At 60.7% G+C, this 19,583-nt stretch carries 22 protein-coding genes and 1 tRNA gene; 14 read left to right on the top strand and 9 right to left on the bottom strand.

From position 1 onward, the window contains the following. Window positions 1-302 precede the first annotated feature (302 nt). Entirely contained in the window at window positions 303-1,169 is an 867-nt protein-coding gene (locus NKJ93_RS00415) for a class I SAM-dependent methyltransferase (RefSeq protein WP_352586950.1), read from the bottom strand. 24 nt (window positions 1,170-1,193) lie between these two features. On the opposite strand from NKJ93_RS00415, the gene NKJ93_RS00410 reads away from it, so the two are divergent. The 10 genes from NKJ93_RS00410 to NKJ93_RS00365 all read left to right on the top strand — a co-directional run bounded on the left by NKJ93_RS00410 (window position 1,194) and on the right by NKJ93_RS00365 (window position 9,377). Beyond that, entirely contained in the window at window positions 1,194-1,436 is a 243-nt protein-coding gene (locus tag NKJ93_RS00410) for a hypothetical protein (protein WP_156948109.1), read from the top strand. Between the two features lie 205 nt (window positions 1,437-1,641). Beyond that, complete coding sequence (locus NKJ93_RS00405) at window positions 1,642-1,998, top strand: SPW repeat protein (protein WP_051409696.1); 357 nt, start codon at window positions 1,642-1,644, stop codon at window positions 1,996-1,998. Between the two features lie 128 nt (window positions 1,999-2,126). Next, entirely contained in the window at window positions 2,127-2,576 is a 450-nt protein-coding gene (locus tag NKJ93_RS00400; protein ID WP_023720160.1) for a DUF2231 domain-containing protein, read from the top strand. After that, window positions 2,576-3,922, top strand: a complete 1,347-nt coding sequence (locus NKJ93_RS00395) for a PQQ-dependent sugar dehydrogenase (RefSeq protein WP_352587899.1) — start codon at window positions 2,576-2,578, stop codon at window positions 3,920-3,922. The genes NKJ93_RS00400 and NKJ93_RS00395 overlap by 1 nt, the downstream gene beginning before the upstream one ends. Window positions 3,923-4,230: 308 nt before the next feature. Then, a complete protein-coding gene (coxB, locus tag NKJ93_RS00390) occupies window positions 4,231-5,046 on the top strand; it encodes a cytochrome c oxidase subunit II (RefSeq protein ID WP_023720162.1) in 816 nt (271 codons plus the stop codon). A gap of 91 nt (window positions 5,047-5,137) precedes the next feature. Then, window positions 5,138-6,907, top strand: coding sequence for a cytochrome c oxidase subunit I (gene ctaD, locus NKJ93_RS00385; RefSeq protein WP_023720163.1), 1,770 nt, complete (start codon window positions 5,138-5,140; stop codon window positions 6,905-6,907). Then, window positions 6,904-7,608, top strand: coding sequence for a cytochrome c oxidase subunit 3 (locus NKJ93_RS00380; RefSeq protein WP_352482148.1), 705 nt, complete (start codon window positions 6,904-6,906; stop codon window positions 7,606-7,608). Before ctaD ends, NKJ93_RS00380 begins: the two co-directional genes overlap by 4 nt. 13 nt (window positions 7,609-7,621) lie before the next feature. Then, window positions 7,622-8,344, top strand: a complete 723-nt coding sequence (locus tag NKJ93_RS00375; RefSeq protein WP_352482147.1) for a heme-copper oxidase subunit III family protein — start codon at window positions 7,622-7,624, stop codon at window positions 8,342-8,344. A gap of 10 nt (window positions 8,345-8,354) precedes the next feature. Continuing rightward, a complete protein-coding gene (locus tag NKJ93_RS00370) occupies window positions 8,355-8,759 on the top strand; it encodes a cytochrome C oxidase subunit IV family protein (RefSeq protein ID WP_023720165.1) in 405 nt (134 codons plus the stop codon). Window positions 8,760-8,903: 144 nt separating this feature from the next. Next, window positions 8,904-9,377: an aminoacyl-tRNA deacylase gene (locus tag NKJ93_RS00365; RefSeq protein ID WP_023720166.1), complete on the top strand. Its 474-nt coding sequence runs from the start codon at window positions 8,904-8,906 to the stop codon at window positions 9,375-9,377. Between the two features lie 57 nt (window positions 9,378-9,434). Here the strand turns inward: NKJ93_RS00365 and NKJ93_RS00360 are convergent, their stop codons facing one another. From NKJ93_RS00360 to tig, 5 genes are all read right to left on the bottom strand, one after another. Further along, a complete protein-coding gene (locus tag NKJ93_RS00360) occupies window positions 9,435-10,247 on the bottom strand; it encodes a DUF2189 domain-containing protein (RefSeq protein WP_352482145.1) in 813 nt (270 codons plus the stop codon). 317 nt (window positions 10,248-10,564) lie between these two features. After that, complete coding sequence (locus NKJ93_RS00355) at window positions 10,565-11,497, bottom strand: heme o synthase (RefSeq protein WP_352495382.1); 933 nt, start codon at window positions 11,495-11,497, stop codon at window positions 10,565-10,567. A gap of 147 nt (window positions 11,498-11,644) precedes the next feature. Next, window positions 11,645-11,998 (bottom strand): c-type cytochrome, encoded by a 354-nt coding sequence (locus tag NKJ93_RS00350; protein WP_502896297.1) that lies wholly within the window; start codon window positions 11,996-11,998, stop codon window positions 11,645-11,647. Between the two features lie 212 nt (window positions 11,999-12,210). Beyond that, window positions 12,211-12,735 (bottom strand): hypothetical protein, encoded by a 525-nt coding sequence (locus NKJ93_RS00345; RefSeq protein ID WP_352482143.1) that lies wholly within the window; start codon window positions 12,733-12,735, stop codon window positions 12,211-12,213. 160 nt (window positions 12,736-12,895) lie between these two features. After that, window positions 12,896-14,371 carry a trigger factor gene (gene tig / locus NKJ93_RS00340; RefSeq protein WP_352587896.1) on the bottom strand — a complete coding sequence of 492 codons (1,476 nt, stop codon included), beginning with the start codon at window positions 14,369-14,371 and terminating at the stop codon, window positions 12,896-12,898. Window positions 14,372-14,714: 343 nt separating this feature from the next. Here tig and NKJ93_RS00335 point away from each other — a divergent pair. Continuing rightward, a tRNA-Leu gene (locus NKJ93_RS00335) sits at window positions 14,715-14,799 on the top strand. A gap of 76 nt (window positions 14,800-14,875) precedes the next feature. On the opposite strand, the gene NKJ93_RS00330 is transcribed toward NKJ93_RS00335, so the two are convergent. Together NKJ93_RS00330 and NKJ93_RS00325 are read right to left on the bottom strand one after the other, a co-directional pair. Next, window positions 14,876-15,457 carry a GDYXXLXY domain-containing protein gene (locus NKJ93_RS00330; RefSeq protein WP_031194340.1) on the bottom strand — a complete coding sequence of 194 codons (582 nt, stop codon included), beginning with the start codon at window positions 15,455-15,457 and terminating at the stop codon, window positions 14,876-14,878. Continuing rightward, complete coding sequence (locus NKJ93_RS00325) at window positions 15,454-16,566, bottom strand: DUF2157 domain-containing protein (protein WP_352547331.1); 1,113 nt, start codon at window positions 16,564-16,566, stop codon at window positions 15,454-15,456. The genes NKJ93_RS00330 and NKJ93_RS00325 overlap by 4 nt, the downstream gene beginning before the upstream one ends. A 222-nt stretch (window positions 16,567-16,788) precedes the next feature. Here NKJ93_RS00325 and NKJ93_RS00320 point away from each other — a divergent pair, with 222 nt between their 5' ends. Beyond that, a complete protein-coding gene (locus NKJ93_RS00320) occupies window positions 16,789-16,929 on the top strand; it encodes a DUF1127 domain-containing protein (protein WP_023720174.1) in 141 nt (46 codons plus the stop codon). A 48-nt stretch (window positions 16,930-16,977) separates the two neighbouring features. Beyond that, the gene (locus NKJ93_RS00315) at window positions 16,978-17,118 is read left to right on the top strand and encodes a DUF1127 domain-containing protein (protein ID WP_023678914.1); all 141 of its coding nucleotides are present in this window, start codon (window positions 16,978-16,980) and stop codon (window positions 17,116-17,118) included. A gap of 346 nt (window positions 17,119-17,464) precedes the next feature. Here NKJ93_RS00315 and NKJ93_RS00310 read toward each other — a convergent pair whose 3' ends face one another. Beyond that, window positions 17,465-18,016 carry a hypothetical protein gene (locus NKJ93_RS00310; protein ID WP_245278626.1) on the bottom strand — a complete coding sequence of 184 codons (552 nt, stop codon included), beginning with the start codon at window positions 18,014-18,016 and terminating at the stop codon, window positions 17,465-17,467. A gap of 149 nt (window positions 18,017-18,165) precedes the next feature. Between NKJ93_RS00310 and trmFO the strand changes: the two genes are divergently transcribed. Next, the gene (gene trmFO, locus NKJ93_RS00305; RefSeq protein ID WP_352586946.1) at window positions 18,166-19,575 is read left to right on the top strand and encodes a methylenetetrahydrofolate--tRNA-(uracil(54)-C(5))-methyltransferase (FADH(2)-oxidizing) TrmFO; all 1,410 of its coding nucleotides are present in this window, start codon (window positions 18,166-18,168) and stop codon (window positions 19,573-19,575) included. Window positions 19,576-19,583 lie beyond the last annotated feature (8 nt).

Genomic DNA, 19,583 nt, shown 5'->3' with positions numbered 1-19,583 from the left:
GGAAAAAAGCCAATAGGCGATTCCTCAATTGCCATTTCAGGTTCTCGGGTCGACCCGATGAGGAATATTAGCGTTCAATGTTTAATTTGACCTTCACACTCCTGAAAAATTTCGCATTTTCCGATGGCTGACGCCGGCTGTTATGTCGACATCGACACCACCGCCCGCGCGATGTTGAAGGCAGGCTGCATGAAGCGGACCAACATGAAACGAGATCAGCCTTGCTCGGAAGACCGCAGACACGAGCGCCATTGCACACCTCGATGCTCCGACCCGAGTACGTCAAGAGCGTTGACCTTGGGCTAGTGGCCCTCAATCGACTTGTGAGACACAAGATATGGTATCTTGCCGACGCTCCGCTTCGTCGCGCCAATGGAATAGGCCATCGGTATCTTGGGAGAGTTCTCTGGCAGGCCGTACATATCCTTGCCGGCCCGCACTGCAAATGAAAAGTGCTGCCACGAAACCGTGTCATGCTCATTGAGAAAATCGAGCGTCAGACCAGCTGAAATCAGCGCGTTCACCACGTCACTGATCGGATGGATCCACTCATAATAGCGAGGATGCTTCAAGATGCGGTCATCGCCGGTGTAGGTCAGTTCCTCGTTCCAGGCGAGCGGCCGAGCTATCGGCGTTCGCCAGTCGTGCTTCAACTCCAGAGCCGCGGCCTTTCGATTGCACTGAACCATCAATGGATGGCCCTCTGCCATGTAGAGCCGGCCGCCGGGTCGCAGGAGATCGGCAACCACCCGCGCCCAACGGAACACGTCGTCCAGCCAGTTTACCGAACCCCAGGTAACGTAAGCGATGTCAAAGGTCCGGCCCAGGGCTTCGACCGCCTCGAACAGTGGCGCTTCCACGAAACGCACGTCGGTGCCTGCCTTCGCAGCGAAATCCCGCGCCGCCGCGATCGCCGCGGGTGAAAAGTCGAGGCCGGTCACGCTGCCCGCACCAAGATTCTTCAAGCTGATTGTGTCAAGGCCGATGTGACACTGCAGGTGGACGATATCCTTGCCGGCAATATCGCCGACCTCGCGCGTTTCCAGCTCATAGAGATTGGATCCGCCTGCCAGCACATTCTCGATGTGGTAGCTGCCCGTTGTGTCGGTCGAGTGCAGTTCGGCCCGATCATCCCAATTAAGGCGGTTCGCACCCAGAAACGGTTCCAAATTCCCCCCAACCCTGACTGACGCATGGTAAACAAGTCGTTAAGATACCTTTGCAGCGAAAGTATCGCGCGTCAATCCGGACCGGTCGCCTCTCAAACAAGCTTCGGCGGCAATCAAGACGAGCAAGAGCGTCTCGTCTTCAAGAACTGCGATCCACGACCAATGTTTTCACCGGATCGAGAAAAGAATGAGCCTGTCCGCGCCGCTGGCACGTCGCCGCTGACCATGTCCACTGCGGCTTTGGATCGCTCGATCACCATCAAGTGATCCAGGCGTGCCGGTGCCGAATGGAACATAAAGCCCGGAATTCAGTTAGATAGCCGGATTTGGCTGGAGTACCGCCAGATGCGGAACTCCGGCCGGGCAAGGGCACTGCCGTAACACGGAGTGAGCGGCTTCGGGCGCATCTCGCCGGACTCAGGCACCACCTTGCCGAACTCGGGAGCCATAAACGCTCCCTATGGAGGATGCCATGAACCAGTGGACAAACGCCAGGCTCTGTGACGTAGCCAACCTGATCCTTGGGGCAATTCTGTTCTTCTCTCCCTGGATCTTCGCCTTTGCGGCAGGCCCGCAGACGCAGAACGCCCTCGGCAGCGGAATCTTGATTGTCGTGCTTTCGATTGCCGCTCTCGCGGCATTTGCCGTCTGGGAAGAGTGGGTGAACCTGGTCGTCGGACTGTGGGTTCTCGTATCGCCCTGGGTGCTTGGATTCCAGGCGACCACGGCGATGACCGTGCATGTCGTGATCGGCATTCTGGTTGCCGTCCTGGCCGCGATCGAGCTCTGGATGATGTACCAGAACCCGCCGACCCAGTCCGCCGCCTAACAGGCGCAGCCAGCCAGCGCCCTTTTGGGCCTGACGGATCGATGGTTCGTCTGCCGGCCTCTCGGCAACAGCCGCCCAGAGGCCGGATGCCAGTTTGTTTGGACGAGATCTGAGAAGGATTGCGCATTATGGTCGGTGACAATCCGCGTTCGACGGCCAGGATTGCGGGACATCCCATTCATCCGATGCTCGTGCCGTTTCCGATCGCCTGCTTCGTCGGCACCTTGCTGACGGATCTGGCCTATTGGCGAACAGCGGAAATGATGTGGGCGGACTTCTCTGCTTGGCTGGTTACCGTCGGCGTGATCATGGGCTGCCTTGCAGCGATCGTGGGGTTGATCGATTTTCTGGCTAATCCGCTGATAAGGGCACAGCCCCCTGCCTGGCCGCACGTGCTCGGTAATCTGCTGGCGCTGGTGTTGTCCGTGATCAACATGCTCGTGCACACCCGCGATGCATGGACCTCCATCGTTCCCACCGGCTTGATCCTCTCGGCGGTTGTCGTGCTCATCCTCATCTTCACTGGTTGGCTGGGCTGGTCCATGGTGTACCGGCATCACGTCGGAGTGGCGGATTGATGCGCGTAGCAAGCTCCATCAGACAGGCCGGGCGCATCGCGGCGTCCATCCTTACTTGCACTGCGGCGATCACTCTTGCAGCGTGCAGCGGCAACGACCCGGATCCCAGCAGTCAGATAGGGCCGAATCCAAACCTGCCGGAGCCGATCCAATATTTCTTCCCGCCCATGCATCTCGCTTCCGTGGTAGGATGGAAGAACGACGAAAAGCCGACAGTCGCGCAGGGGCTGCAGATCCAGGCTTTTGCCAACGGCTTGCAGCATCCGCGCTCACTTTATGTGCTGCCCAATGGCGACGTCCTGGTGGTCGAGTCCAAGGCGCCGGGCGGCGAACCGATCAAACGGCCCAAGGATTTGGTGATGGGCTGGATCGAATCGTGGGTCACTTCGGGCGGCGACAGCGGCCCAAGCAACCGCATCACCTTGCTGCGCGACGCCGATGGCGATGGCAAGCCCGAGCTGACCAGCGTCTTCCTCGACCACCTGAGCTCGCCCTTCGGCGTGGCGCTGGTGGGAAGCGATCTCTACGTTGCCAACACTGATTCCATTGTTCGCTATCCCTACACCACCGGCGACACCAAGATCACCGCGCCCGGAACGCCGCTCACCGCCCTGCCCGGCGGCCCGATCGACCACCATTGGACGAAGAGCCTGGTGGCAAGCCCGGACGGCTCGCTGCTCTATGTCGGCATCGGCTCGAACAGCAACGTGGCCGAGAACGGCATCGAGGCGGAGAAGGACCGCGCCGCGATCTGGCAGGTGGACAGGGCTACCGGCAGGTCGCGCATTTTCGCCAGCGGTTTGCGCAATCCGAATGGCCTGAGCTGGGAGCCGCAGACCGGGGCGCTCTGGGCCGTGATCAATGAGCGCGACGAGCTCGGCCCCAATCTCGTGCCGGATTATCTGACGTCGGTAAAGGACGGCGGCTTCTACGGGTGGCCATACAGCTATTACGGCCAGCATCTCGATCCCCGAGTCATGCCCCAGCGTCCGGACCTGGTCGCGAAAGCGATCGTTCCGGATTATGCGCTGAGCTCCCACGTCGCCCCTCTGGGATTGACCTTCTACACGGCAACCAGCCTCCCCCAGGCGTATCGCGCCGGCGCCTTCGTTGGCGAGCACGGGAGCTGGAACCGCACGCGCTTCAATGGCTACAAGGTGGTGTTCGTACCATTCAGCCGCGGCCATCCGAGTGGCGCCGCACAGGACGTGGTGACTGACTTCTTGGACAAGGACAACAAGGCGCGCGGCCGGCCTGTCGGCCTGGCCGTCGACAAAACCGGGGCCCTGCTCATCGCCGACGACGTCGGCAACACAGTTTGGCGGGTGACATCTGCCGGCCAATAAAGGGGCTCCACTCCCTTCGTCGAGCTGTCGGTCGAGCAGGGGATCGAACCCTGCGCGCGACGATCCCCGACGATCGCCGTTCCGGGCACATTCGGCATGCTCGCCATTGCCGTTTATTCGACGCTGACGATGTTTGCCGCGCGCTACCGCTGATCACCGCCGAACCGAAGGACCGCCAGCACCGAGAAATGGTATTTTTGCCCTTCCCACCGCCGGCTCTAGAATTTTCATCGCAAATCAAGTTATGATGCACTTGGTATTTCCCGAGACGGCTTTGCGCCGCTTGGAATACCGGGAGGAAACGGGACATGGCCGTTGCGCTTGTACTCGTTCTGATCGTCGTGGGCTCGGTGTTGTTCCACTTCCTGAGCCCGTGGTGGTGGACGCCGATTGCCTCGAACTGGGACTATATCGACAACACCATCATCATAACTTTCTGGATCACCGGCGTCGTCTTCGCCGCCGTGGTTCTTTTCATGGCCTATTGCGTCTTCCGCTTCCGTCATCGGGAAGGCAATCAGGCGGCATATGAACCTGAGAACAGGCGGCTCGAATCCTGGCTGACGGTCGTCACTGCCGTCGGTGTCACGGCTTTGCTGGTTCCCGGCCTGTTCGTCTGGAGCCGCTTCGTCAACGTTCCGAGCGATGCAACCGAGGTCGAAGTCGTCGGCCAGCAATGGCAATGGAGTTTCCGTCTGCCCGGCAAGGACGGCAAGCTCGGCACATCCGACACTCGCGACGTCAACGCTGAAAATCCGCTCGGTGTCATCGCCGCTGATGCCAACGGCCAGGACGACGTCGTGGTCGAAGCGGCCGACCTGCATCTGCCGGTTGGCAAACCGGTCAAGATGCTGCTCCGCTCGATCGATGTGCTGCACGATTTCTACGTGCCGGAATTCCGCGCCAAGATGGACATGATCCCGGGCTCAGTCACCTATTTCTGGTTCACTCCGACCAAGACCGGAACCTTCCAGGTCCTGTGTGCCGAACTCTGCGGCCAAGGGCATCCGATGATGCATGGCGTGGTCATGGTCGATACGCAGGAAGATTATCTGGCGTGGCTTGGCCAGCAGCAGACTTTTGCGCAGCTGTCCGCGCCCCAACAGATGGGCTCGGCAGAGTAGACGCCGGAACGACGGCGCGCCGTCGGCATTGAAAAGATTGCGGCAGGCCCGAACTGTCGGGCATGGCCGAAAAGGGCACGGAGGTGTTCCTATGGTCGATATCACACCTGCAGATGCGGTACCGCCGGCCGAAGTCGCGGAAATGGAACTTTACCATCCGCACAGCTGGTGGACGAAATACGTTTTCTCGCAGGATGCCAAGGTCATCGCCATCCAGTATTCGGCGACCGCGACGGCGATCGGCATGGTGGCGCTGGTGTTGTCCTGGCTGATGCGGCTGCAGCTCGGCTTCCCCGGCACGTTCGACTTCATCACCCCGGAAGCCTACTACCAGTTCATCACCATGCACGGCATGATCATGGTGATCTACCTGCTCACCGCACTCTTCCTGGGCGGCTTCGGCAACTATCTGATCCCGCTGATGGTTGGCGCTCGCGACATGGTCTTTCCCTATGTCAACATGCTGAGCTACTGGATCTATCTCCTGGCCGTGCTGGTCCTCGTGTCGAGCTTCTTTGCCCCCGGCGGACCGACAGGTGCCGGCTGGACGCTCTATCCGCCGCAGGCGATCATGACCGGTACGCCAGGCGGCCAGGACTGGGGCATCATCCTGATGCTCGTCTCGCTGATCCTGTTCATCATCGGCTTCACCATGGGCGGCTTGAACTATGTCGTGACGGTGCTACAGGGCCGCACGCGCGGCATGACACTGATGCGCCTTCCGCTCACCGTCTGGGGTATTTTCACCGCCACCGTCATGGCGCTGCTCGCCTTCCCGGCACTGTTCGTCGCCTGCGTGATGATGCTGCTCGACCGGGCGCTCGGCACCAGCTTCTTCATGCCGGCGATCGTCGAGATGGGCGAACAATTGCAGCATGGCGGCGGCAGCCCGATCCTGTTCCAGCATCTGTTCTGGTTCTTCGGCCACCCTGAGGTCTACATCGTGGCGCTTCCGGCCTTCGGCATCGTCTCCGACCTGATCAGCACCCATGCGCGCAAGAACATCTTCGGCTACCGCATGATGGTCTGGGCCATCGTCGGCATTGGCGCACTGAGCTTCGTGGTCTGGGCGCACCACATGTATGTCAGCGGCATGCATCCCTATTTCGGCTTTTTCTTCGCCACCACGACATTGATCATCGCGGTTCCGACAGCCATCAAGGTCTACAACTGGGTGCTGACGCTGTGGCGTGGCGACATCCACCTCACCATACCGATGCTTTTTGCCCTGGCCTTCATCGTCACCTTCGTCAATGGCGGGTTGACTGGGCTATTCCTCGGCAATGTCGTCGTCGACGTTCCGCTGTCGGACACGATGTTCGTCGTCGCCCATTTCCATATGGTCATGGGGGTCGCCCCGATCATCGTAATCTTCGGCGCGATCTATCACTGGTATCCGAAGGTCACCGGTCGGATGCTGAACGAGACGCTGGGCCGGTTCCATTTCTGGGTCACCTTCCTTGGCGCCTATCTGATCTTCTTTCCCATGCACTATCTCGGCTTGATGGGCGTGCCGCGGCGCTACAACGAATTGACCGATATGACGGTGATGACGGAATCGGCCCACCACCTCAACTCGTTTATCAGCATCATGGCTTTTATCGTCGGTTTTGCCCAGATCGTGTTTCTGTTCAATCTCATCTGGAGCATCCGCCATGGCCGTGAGGCTGGTGGCAATCCGTGGCGGGCAACGACGCTCGAGTGGCAGACGGCCGAAACACCGCCGGGCCATGGCAATTTCGGCAAGGATCTGCCGATCGTCTATCGCTGGGCCTATGACTACAGCGTACCGGGCGCCAAGGAGGACTTCATACCGCAAAACGTTCCGGGCTCCTTCGGACCTTCCAGGGAGCCGGCATGAGCGTCATTCTGGTTTTCCTGCTCGTGATCGCCGGCATTGCTGGGTGGTGGCTCTCGCATCAGCGGCTAATGACGAGGCCGTGGCTCGAGCAAGGTTTGGTCGGGGATTTTGTCGCCCTGGACCGATCGGCGCTTCCGACCGCAAAGATCGGTCTCGGCGTCTTCCTTGCCGTCGTCGGCTGTCTGTTCGCGCTGTTCACCAGTGCTTACTTCATGCGCATGGCGCTGTCGGATTGGCAGCCGCTGCCCATCCCGCCTCTGCTCTGGCTTAATACCGGCGTACTGGTCTTGAGCAGCATTGCCATGCAGTGCGCTTCGCTCGCGGCGCGCAAGGGTCAAGTGGACATGGTCAGGCTCGGCCTCGCCACCGCTGGACTCACGGCGCTCGCCTTCCTGGTTGGACAGCTTATGGCATGGCGGGAACTGAGCGCGGATGGCTATTTTCTGGCGTCCAATCCGGCCAACAGCTTCTTCTACCTGCTAACGGGAATGCATGGGCTGCATATACTGGGAGGGCTGGTCGGCCTGGGCAGAACGACCGTCGGTGCCTGGAACGGTGCGCGGCCGCAGCGGCTTCGGCTGAGCGTCGAGCTGTGCGCCATGTACTGGCATTTCCTGCTTTTCGTCTGGCTCGCCATCTTCGCTCTTCTGGCCGGCTGGGCTTCGACTTTAATCGACATTTGCCGAGGGTTGCTGACCTAGGAGGAACGGGCGGATGGCTGAGACGACACTGACCCACATCGGCCGAACGGGGCCGCGGCCCGCAGGCTGGCAAGGCATCGCCGCCGACTGGTCCTCGGATCAGCGGGCGTTCAAAAACGTGTCTTGGGGCAAGGCCATGATGTGGATCTTCCTGCTCAGCGACACGTTCATCTTCGGCTGCTTCCTGCTCTCCTACATGACCGACCGTATCTCCACACGCGTGCCGTGGCCCAATCCGAGCGAGGTCTTTGCCCTGCGCATCGGCGGCTCCGACATTCCATTGATCCTTATCGCCATCATGACCTTCGTCCTGATCTCGAGCAGCGGAACGATGGCCATGGCGGTGAATTTCGGCTACCGCCGCGACCGCCGCAAGACGGCAGTCCTGATGCTTTTGACCGCGGCACTCGGCGCGACCTTCGTCGGCATGCAAGCCTTCGAATGGACCAAGCTGATCACCGAGGGCGTGCGGCCTTGGGGCAATCCGTGGGGCGCTGCACAGTTCGGCGCATCCTTTTTCATGATCACCGGCTTCCACGGCACACATGTGTCGATCGGGGTGATTTTCCTGATCATCGTGGCGCGAAAGGTCTGGCGCGGGGACTACGACGTCGGACGGCCCGGCTTCTTCACCAGCCGGAGGGGCCGCTACGAAAACGTCGAAATCATGGGGCTCTACTGGCATTTCGTCGACCTGGTCTGGGTGTTCATTTTCGCATTTTTCTATCTTTGGTGAGAGGCAGGACATGGCTGAAGCAACCGCAAATGGCCTTGGACAACACACGCTCGACAGCGCCCGTACGCATGATGCGACGGCGACCAGCGTTACCCCTACGGAGGTTCATCAGGAGCACCCGATCAAGCTCTACCTGGTGGTCTGGGCGTGGCTGTTCATCCTCAGCACCTGCTCCTATCTGGTCGACTATTTCGGGCTCCACGGCTATCTCAGATGGTCGCTGATCCTGATCTTCATGATCCTCAAGGCAGGGCTGATCGTCGCCATCTTCATGCACATGGCCTGGGAACGGCTGGCGCTGACATATGCAATCATCCTGCCGCCGGTGCTGGTGCTGGTATTCGTGACGCTGATGGTCTTCGAAGCGGACTACACCCTTCTCACCCGAATGGCGTTTTTCGGGGCCGGGCCCTGACATGCAATCCGGATCCAGGCCGTCCTGTTCTGGAGCCTTCGCCTTGAAACAATCTACGGCTGGACCATTTCTGTTGGTATCGGAAACGACAGGCGATGCCGGCGTTTCCACATGCGTCGCGAACACCAGCAAGGGGCGCCCAAGATGACCATCGCAAACAGACTGAAGGACTTCATCGATAAGAAAGGCATTTCCTACGACACCGTCGAGCATCACCGCACGGCGACAAGCAGACAATCCGCCATTGCGGCACATGTGCCTGGCAGCATAATGGCCAAATCGGTGGTCGTTCACCACGACCGTGGCTACGCGCTGGCCGTGGTTCCAAGCACGCACAGGATAGAACTCGCGACATTGCAGGATGTTATGGACAAGCCTCTTGGACTTGCCTCCGAAGACGAGGTGGTCTCGTTGTTCGGCGATTGCGATGTCGGCGCTGTGCCGCCGATCGGCGCTGCCTATGATGTGCCGGTGGTCCTCGATGAAAGCCTCGGCGACGCTCCCGAAATCTATTTCGAGGGCGGTGACCATAGGACGCTGGTGCATGTGAGCGGCAAGGATTTCCGCGACCTGACAAAAGACGCGCGCCAGGCCCGTTTCAGCCACCCCGCCTATTGAAAGCTCTGCCCCACCCTCCCCGCACCGGCGCTCGGTGCGGAGGACAGGTTTTTCAGCTCACGGTCTGGTAGCCGGCGGCGATTCGACAACTTTCCGATAGACATGCCAGGTGGCATGACCAAGGATCGGCAGCACGACCGCCAACCCGGCGAACACTGGCAGCGAGCCGATGATCAAGGCGACGGCGACAATAAGGCCCCACACTGCCATCACGATCGGGTTGGCCAGGACAACGCGCACCGAGGTGTGGATGGCTTCGTAGGCGCCGACATCGCGGTCGAGCAACAACGGGAATGCGACGACCGTGGTGCACAACACAACCGCGGCGAACACAAAGCCGATGGCGTGACCCAGGATGATGAGTGTCCAGCCGCGTCCCGTGGCGAATATATCACTGATGAAGCTGGACAGCGATTGCGGCGGCGCCGGGCCGAACACGGTCTGGTAAAATATCTGGGCCGTCAAAAGCCAGGCGATGAATATCGCAAGCAGCATGATGCCGACCGCCGCAATAGCCGGCAGCGCCGGAGAACTTCTGACCTCAAAGGCGTGCCTCCACGAGGCATCGAGCCCGGCTTCCCGTCGCCGGCTGATCTCATAGAGGCCGATCGCCGCGAACGGACCAATTAGCGCAAAGCCGGACACAAGCGGAAACAACAATGGCAGCGTGTTGTTGCCTGATGTCCAGACGGCAAGCACGACCCCCGCAAGCGGGTAGATCAGGCAGAGAAAAACGATGTGCGACGGCTTGACCATGAAATCATCGACGCCACGCCTGAGCGCATCAAAAAGATCGGAGACACCGATTTTTCGAATTCTGGTGTGTTCCAGCGTCTCGTTGGCGCCTGCTATCACGTGAAAACTTGCCATGACCATTCCTCCAGACCGGGTCCGGTAAGGTCGCGTTTTACGGTGCTGCCGTTCTGCGTGATTGGCCACGCAAACCGCGACCTGCACCATGATCAATATACTCTCATGCGGGGGACTTGTCGCGCTTTGTACGAAGGCCCCCGGGGGTAAGAGGTCCCGGGTAGCCCGACTAGCTCTGGACACCTTTCTTCGATATGCTCTTCTAGACGAAGGTGAAGGTCATGGATGGAAGGACAGTTCTCATACTCGGCCTTGGCATCGTTATTCTGCTGTTGCTGGGATTTTGTGCTCTGCCAACGTGATGTTTTTAGCCGGGCTCAATAGCCGGCTGACGCGACCACTCGCATTACAATGGTGTCGGCAAGCAGCGCCGCGAAGATCGCGAAAAGATAGACAATCGAATACGCAAACAACGCCTTTGCCGGCTTCATCTCCTTGTCGGCGACGAGGACCTTCCAGGCGTGCCAAATGAACCCTGCGCCCAACGCTGCTGAAGCAGTGCCGTAGTATCCGCTGGCGAAGCCGAAGGCCCAAGGAAGCACGCCGATTGGCGCCAAGACCAGCGAATAGGCGAAGATTTGTTTTCTGGTCGAGTGCTGGCCGGCCACATTCGGCATCATCGGGATGCCCGCCGCGGCATAGTCGCCGACCTTGAAAAGGGCCAGCGCCCAGAAATGAGGCGGCGTCCAGAGGAAAATGATCAGAAACAGAATGACACTTTCGATGCCGATTGCGCCGGTTGCAGCCGCCCACCCGATCACCGGAGGAAGGGCGCCTGCCGCGCCGCCTATGACGATATTCTGTGGCGTCGAGCGTTTCAGCCACATCGTGTAGATAACGACATAGAAGAAGATGGTGAACGCCAACAGCGATGCGGCAAGCCATCCCACCAGCACGCCGAGCGTCATGACCGACAGTGCGGAAAGCACCAAGCCGAAGCCGAGAGCTTCGCCAGGCGTGACGCGGCCTGACGGAATTGGTCGCTTGGACGTGCGAGACATCAAGGCGTCTATGTCTGCGTCGTACCACATATTGAGCGCGCCGGCCGCCCCTGCTCCAACCGCAATTGCGCCGATGGCGATTACGGCGATAACTGGATTCATTACGCCGGGCGCCATCATCAGGCCGACGAACGCAGTAAACACGGCAAGCGCCATGACCCGTGGTTTCAAAAGCGCAAGGAAATCACCCGCCGTCGCCTCCGAGAGGCGGATGCCGGTATCCTTGAGACGGCTTTCTTCAGTCGACATTCAGACGACCACCGATGGGAACGGCAGCCTAGCCGGCCAATGTCTTTTTTGCAACAAGCCGCCCTCCCCACCGACACTGCCGGCAGATTGCGGCCGAGGCTATGCCTCGACCTGTTTGCGATACCAAGATCCGGCGGAAGAGCCGCGTTATTTGGAGAATTGCTTCAGATAGGCAATGACATTGACGATGTCCTCGTCTTTCTTGAGGCCGGGAAACGCCATCTTCGTTCCTTTGACCATCGCCTTGGGATCGCGAAGGTAGCTCGTCAGCGTGGCCTCATCCCATTTGACGCCGGACTTGCCGGCCTCGGTCATCGCCTTGGAATAGCTGAACCCCGGATGCGTGCCGGCCGTTCGGCCGATGACGCCGTTCAACGACGGACCGACCTTGTTCTGATCCTTGTCCGCGACGTGGCAGACCTTGCATTTGGCGAAGACCTTCTCACCCGCCGCGGCATCCTGAGCCCACGAGGGGCCGGCGATGACGGTCGCGACCGACATGATGATAAAAAACACAATGGCACGCATGGCATTTCCTCCCTGATCGCCAATTTGCCCTGGCTGACCTGCACAGGCCGACATCTAGTCCGCTGGCATGCGCTCTTGAATGGCAGAACGGATATCCACTGCCTGGAGTTGCGGCACCTACATACCACGGAACCCGGCCGGCAGGTAGAGTTCGGCCATGCAAAGGTTTCATGCGGACAATCTGCTCAAGGCAATTTGGTGTTGCAGGTGGTGGCGATCCGGCCGACCGCCTCTTCAACTCCGGCGAGGTCAAACTCGGCTTTGCCGCGCCCCGACAGCAGCCCGAACCGCCAGGACAGCAGCAGCCGGTCCGCGGAAATCAGTCGCCTGATGCCGTCGGCACCGTCGCGCACCAGCATCCTGCTGCGCGGGCCGACCGACCAGCTTTCGTTGAGCTTGCCGGATTGGTCGACAGTCACCGACATGGCGATGGTTCGGCTGGCGGAAACAGTATCGCTCAGCTGCAGCCATTCGCTCCAACGCGGTTCGCCGGCGGTCCGGCAGGCAATCGTCAATACCGGGCTGTAGCTCAATGCGCCGCCGCCGGTGATGAGCTTGTTGGTAGCGTAAAGCGAGGCGGTGACAAGACCGTCGCTGGTCTTGTCGAACCGCCAGTTGTCGAGAACCGTGTCAGCCTGGGCGATGCCGTAGACCGACGCAAGCAGGAACGCCGCCGCGACCACGCTTCCGATACCGAAGAACTGTCTCAACGATGCCTCCAACAACCGCTGCGATCCGCAACCCAGCGCAGATAATCATCAAAGCTTCGTATCGCCACCTCGACCGCCAGATGCGTGAAATCCGTTGCGCCCGCGCCACAACGAAAAAGGCCGCCTCGAGAAGGCGGCCTTTTGGAATTCAGCAGGGACGTTATTCAGCCTCCTTGGCGGCCTTCTTCTTCGGCGCAGCCTTCTTCTTGGGCTCTTCAGCGTCGTCGTCGGCCTTCTTGGTGTCGGCTTTTTTCGCAGCCGCCTTCTTCGCCGGCTTGGCCTTGGTCGTCTCCGTATCCTCGTCGTCGGCCAGCAGCTCTTCCTTGCTGACCTTGACGTCGGTGACCGAGATCTGGCCAAGCAGATGGTCGACCACCTTCTCTTCGAACATCGGCGCGCGCAACGTATTCAGCGCCTCGGGATTGTTGCGATAGAATTCGAAGGCTTCCTGCTGCTGGTTGGCCGGATAGCGACGCACCTGCTCGAACAGGCCGCGCTGCAATTCCTCGTCCGTCACCGTGACGCCGGCCTTCTCGCCGATTTCGGCGAGAACCAGGCCGAGACGCACGCGGCGCTCGGCAAGCCGCTTATATTCGGCACGCGCTTCCTCTTCCGTCGTCTCTTCGTCCGCAAAGGTGCGCCCGGCGGCTTCGAGATCGCGGTTGACCTGGTTCCAGATGTTGTTGAATTCGGCCTCGACGAGCTTGGACGGCGCCTCGAACGAGTAGGCGGCGTCGAGTTGGTCGAGCAACTGGCGCTTGACCTTCTGGCGCGTCATCGAGCCGAACTGATTTTCGATCTGACCGCGCACCACCTCGCGCAGGCGCTCCAGCGACTCCAGGCCGAGGTTTTTGGCCATCTCGTCGTTGATCTCAAGTTCGCCGGGCTTCGACACTTCCTTGACGGTCACGTCGAAAGTGGCTTCCTTGCCGGCCAGATGCGCCGCCTGGTAGTTTTCCGGGAAGGTAACCGTGACCTGCTTCTCGTCGCCGGCCTTGCTGCCGACCAGCTGGTCCTCGAAGCCAGGGATGAATTCCTTCGAGCCGAGCACCAGCGGCTGATCGGTGCCGGCGCCGCCGCCGAAGGCTTCGCCGTCGATCTTGCCGACATAATCGAGGGTCACGCGGTCGCCCTCGGCGGCCTTGCCGGTCTTCGGCTCATAAGTGCGCGCCGACTCGGCGACACGCTTGACCTGTTCATCGATCTCCTCATCAGGCACTTCGAATACATGACGCGTCACCTTGATGTCGGAGAAATCCTTGATCTCGATCGGCGGAATGACCTCATAGTTCAGGCGGAACTCGAAATCTGCGCCGCCGGCCAGGATCTTCTCGGCTTCCTTCTCGTCCTCGGTCATGATCACTTCGGGCTGCATGGCAGCCTTTTCGCCGCGCCCGGTGATGATCGAACGGGTCGAGTCGTTGAGGATCTCGTTGACCACTTCGGCCATGAACGATTTGCCATAGACTTTGCGCAGATGCTGCACCGGCACCTTGCCGGGGCGGAAGCCGTTGATGCGGACCTTGTTCCTGGCGTCGGAAAGCCGCGCCATCAGCTTGGCTTCCATGTCACGGGCCGGCACGGTGATCTTGATCTCGCGCTTGAGACCGGAGTTGAGCGTTTCGGTGACCTGCATCATAAAACCTTTGTTTCCACCAATGAGGCCGTCAAACGGCCCCTGCCGTTCACAGCCTGCCGGTATGATCTTGCCGGGAATGGCTTTTGGTGCGGGACTTGGCGATTTGTCCGCCCAACGCGGCACAAATCCTCCAGAAATACGCTCCAAAATGTGAATAAGTCTTTGTTTTTCCTACTTCTTATCACATTCTGCAGAAGCGGATCGTCGCGTCCCGTCACATTCGACACGCCTTTTGTCACAGGCGACGCTGATTTTCAACCATCTTTGCATTCCGGCCAATGATGCCGATGTGGGCTCTGACATTGACAGAATGATGGCTACATGGGATTGGCCGGGCAATGCGGATGTGGCGGAATTGGTAGACGCCCTGGATTTAGGTTCCAGTGCCGAAAGGCGTGGGGGTTCGAGTCCCTTCATCCGCACCACCCTTCGCTCTTCTTCGGGTGGCAGGCCACTCGGAGTTCCTCCGAAGGAGGATCATTGCCAAGGCTGTAGCGCGATCTAGTAAAGCGGCTCCTCGAACAGTGTCTTGTCGCCATCCACCAGCGCCTTGATCTGCGCCGTGCCGTTGGCCGCGATCGCGACGCGGATGCCGAACGGCCGCACCCGCATGTCGTTCTGGATCGCCATCCCCTCGCCTTCCGGCAGATAGAAGCGCTCGATGCCGTAATCCGGCGCGATCGTCGTGGCTGCGCTGAGATCCGAGCCCTCGGAGACGTGTCCGACGATATCGGCTTCACCGGATGCTGCCGGCGCCGGCGCTTGCCCGAACCAAGCCGCGGTCGGACCCCAATAGCCGTCGGCGCCCGGCTTCAGCCTGACCACGATCGGCGTGTCGTCACTCGCCAGCTTGCCGGCTGGAATGTTGCCGATCAGCTTCACCGGTATGCGCGAAATCTCGTAGCCAAGCGAAATATAGTCACCGCGCAAGAGATCGCGCGGATCGATCGGCTCGACCCTGAGCAGGACCTGCTTGCCGTCGCGCAGGATCGCCGCGCGTCCGGCGATGATCCAGCTCAGGAAGCCGATCTGGACAAGCGCCAGGGCCAGCGCCGAGATGATCAGTCTTTTGCCGGTCATCATGCTGCTGCTCCTGTCATATCCGGAGCGTTCATGCGCTTTTCTATGCGGATGATAATGAAAGCAAGAACGGCGAGAAGCACCGCCGCCGCAAGGAAGAAGCCTGCCGTGTCGAGCATTGATTGCAGCATCACCACATAGATGATGGCGAGTTCGAAGGCGAAGCCCGCATAGGCAACCCAGCGCAGTCCTCGGCTCTCGCGGCCGCCCAGCACGATCGCCGCGACGATGCCGGCCAGCGCAACAGCCGAGGCAATGGCGAAGCCGCTGCTGTAGCTGCTTTCATCCGCCAGTTCGAACTGGATCATCGCCAGGCCGGTGAGAAAGCCGATCAGCGCGTGCAGGGGCAGCCTGCCACCCAGTTGCAAGATCCTGTCGACCGGCCCGGCAGCAAAGATCGCAGCGATAAAAAGCAGCACCGACGCGACAACGAGCGGAATGGCGACTTGCAGCGTGTCGTACCGCGTCACCAGGAGCACGAGATAGAACAGCACCGACAGGATGATCAGGTGGCGCGCCGCCTGGCTGCGCGTCCAGAACGAAACGGCAAACAGCACTAGCGCCATGACGACGAAGAGATGCGGGAATTCTGCGCGATACTCGAAGCCTTTCAGGAACAGCCAGGCATCGGCGATGCCGAGGGCAGCGACGGTCAGCGGGTTCGAGCGCAGCGCCACCGCCGCCAGCGCCGTGCCGGCGCCCCAGGTGACCACGGCGGAGGCCTCGTCGCCCGACAAATGGTACATCTGGCCGATCAGCGCGATCGATCCGCCGAACGCTGCTGCCGCCACGATCCACAGCGCTTCGCCGATCGCCGCATGGTCACGCATCTTCAGCACCGCGCCGCCGACATAGCCGGCAAGGATAACGGCAAAGAGTGCTGCGACCCGTACCAGCCGCGGGATGACTTCCCAGTTGGCGGCGATGAAGATCAGGATGGCCGCGCCGAACAACAGTGCCGCCATCATCGCCAGGATCGAGCCGAAGCTCAGCGATTTGCGTTCGTTGGCCTCGACGTCGCGCGTCAGCACGTCGGCTGTCGGCGCGTCGATCAGGCCGGCCTGCTGCCATCGTGCGATATCCAACCTGACCCGTGACGAATAGCTCGCCATGCCCCTCCCCCTTTGTTTGGCCCTTTTAGCTCGTCCGCCCAAGCGTTTGACCTGACGGCATTTTCCGATCTGGGCGGAAAACCGGACGCGCGTTAATGCTGCAATGCACAATTTGCATTGCTGCCATGCACCAATAGCGCTTTTAAATCGATATGACCCCTCTTATCTTCACGGTGCACACAAAGACGGAATGATCCGAAAGAAAGACGAAACGAGAATACCATGAACCTGATCCGCAACTATCGCAACTGGCGCCGCTACCGGGACACCGTTTCTGAGCTGAGCCGCCTGAGCACCCGTGAACTGACCGACCTCGGCATCAGCCGCGGCGACATCCACTACGTCGCCCGCAAGGCGGTCTAATCCTTTCGGACCGCAAATGGTCCGAACCAGTTTTGAAAGAGAACGACAATGAACCTGATCCGCAACTATCGTAACTGGCGCGTCTACCGCGAGACGGTTACCGAGCTGGGTCGCCTGTCAAACCGCCAGCTCAACGATCTCGGCATAGTCCGCGACGAGATCAAGATGGTCGCTCGCAGGGCGATCTAACCAGCAGAATTTCGCCAGGGTCGACCTCCTCCCCGACCCTGACGGATACGGTCAGCCTTCACCTCCTCCCGAGGGTTGACCACAAAAACGGCGCCCGCCGGACCTCCTCCCCCGGCGGGCGTTGTTTCTAAGTTGTTTCTAAAAAGGGTTTCGCGCCCTTTCAAATGGCGAAAGGAATTTCGTCAAAGCCGACCTCCTCCCCGGCGATGACGAATACGGTCGATCTTCACCTCCTCCCGAGGATCGGCCAACAAAACGACACCCGCCGGACCTCCTCCCCCGGCGGGTGTTGTTGTTTTCAGGCTCGAAACGCCCTGGGAGCCGTTTTGGCGGGACGTCCCCGTCGTCAGTCCAGCGCGCCGCTCTTCAGCACGCCTCGCTTCTTCCACTGGCTCAGCGGAAAAATATCCGGCGCGCCGCCCATCGGCGCATACCAGGAATCCACCACCCATTCTGTACCGCCGCGGTCGCTGATCACCGCCGTCCAATGCGGATAGCGCCCGTCGACAAACAGGCCTCGCGAGGCCTTGTCCTCGACCTTATGAAACCTGAGCAGTTTTCGCTCGGCAAGATAGACCAGCAACGCATGCGTATTGGTCGATTCGTCGACACAATCCATCTGGCCCCTGACGCGCGATGCACCGAATTTCGACTGCGGCTGGTCGCGGACGCCGATGGCCTGGAAAATGCGCTGTTCGAAATAGCGGACGGCCTTCGAAATAGCGGAGCGCTCGGCCTGGGGCGAACCCGCGCCCGCACGCAGGATAGAGCGGAAACGCGCACCGTCACTGGGGCCAAGCGCCAGCGTCGTGCGATAGTTGCAACCGTAACCATGGCATATGGGGATCCGCTTGGAAGCCGTCGCGGCCGGTTCGCCGGCCGCTGCTGATCCGCCCACGGCGATCACGACTGTCAGAAATGTCGCTCTGGCAAAGACCCCGAGACTCCCACCCATTCGCAATAGTAGACGATTGCAGCGCGTGGCGGCAACAGCGCGGCTGATTCGTGTAATTGCAATCGCCGCGCCAAGGGATTATTTCGGCGCTCATGAACACAAATCCCATTCACGTCATCGGTGGCGGTCTCGCCGGCTCCGAAGCTGCTTGGCAGGCGGCCGAAGCCGGCATTCCGGTTATCCTGCATGAAATGCGTCCCGTCCGCGGCACCGATGCGCACAAGACCGACGGGCTGGCCGAGCTCGTCTGTTCCAATTCCTTCCGCTCCGACGATGCGCAAGCCAATGCCGTCGGCCTGCTGCATGCCGAAATGCGGCTCGCCGGTTCGCTGATCATGAGCGCCGGCGACGCGCACCAGGTGCCGGCCGGCGGTGCGCTGGCCGTCGACCGCGACGGATTTTCCGAAGCGGTCACCAGAAAGCTCGAAGCGCACCCACTCATCACCATCCGGCGCGAGGAAGTGCCTGGCCTGCCGCCGGCGGACTGGGACCAGGCGATCGTCGCCACCGGCCCGCTGACCGCCCCTTCGCTCGCCCAGTCGATCGCGGAAGCAACCGGCGCCGACGCGCTCGCCTTCTTCGACGCCATCGCGCCGATCGTCCATTTCGACACGATCGACATGGATATCTGCTGGTTCCAGTCGCGCTACGACAAGGTCGGCCCCGGCGGCACCGGCAAGGATTACATCAACTGCCCGATGGACAAGGAGCAGTACCTTGCCTTCGTGCAGGCGCTGGTCGACGGCCAGAAAACCGAATTCAAGCAATGGGAAGGCACGCCCTATTTCGACGGCTGCCTGCCGATCGAGGTGATGGCCGAGCGTGGCATCGAGACATTGCGTTACGGGCCGATGAAGCCGATGGGGCTGACCAATGCACACAATCCGTCTGTAAAGGCCAATGCCGTCGTCCAGCTTCGCCAGGACAACGCACTGGGCACGCTCTACAACATGGTCGGCTTCCAGACCAAGCTGAAGCACGCCGAGCAGGTGCGCATTTTCCGCACCATTCCCGGGCTGGAAAACGCCGAGTTCGCCCGCCTCGGCGGCCTGCACCGCAACACCTACATCAATTCGCCGACGCTGCTCGACGCTTCGCTGCAGTTGAAGTCGCGGCCCGGCTTGCGTTTTGCCGGCCAGATCACCGGCTGTGAGGGCTATGTCGAGAGTGCCGCCATCGGCCTGCTCGCCGGGCGTTTCGCCGCCGCCGAAAGGCTTGGCCATGCGCCGTCGCTGCCGCCGTTGACCACCGCTTTCGGCGCGCTGCTCAACCACATCACCGGCGGCCATATTGTCTCCGACGACGAGCCGGGAAAGCGCTCTTTCCAGCCGATGAACGTCAATTTCGGCCTGTTCCCGCCCGTGGACGCGCCAAAGATCGAAGGCAAGCGGCTGCGCGGCAAGGACAAGACGGTCGCCAAGCGGCACGCGGTGACATCGCGCGCGCTGGCCGATTGCCGCGAATGGCTCGGGCTGCCGGCGCAGGCGGAAGCTGCGGAATAACTGTCGGG

The organism is Mesorhizobium sp. M0028, from assembly GCF_040323855.1.
In the GTDB taxonomy this organism is placed as follows: domain Bacteria; phylum Pseudomonadota; class Alphaproteobacteria; order Rhizobiales; family Rhizobiaceae; genus Mesorhizobium.
Note: the sequence above shows the minus strand (reverse complement) of the source record. Positions and strands in the feature narration are given on the sequence as shown.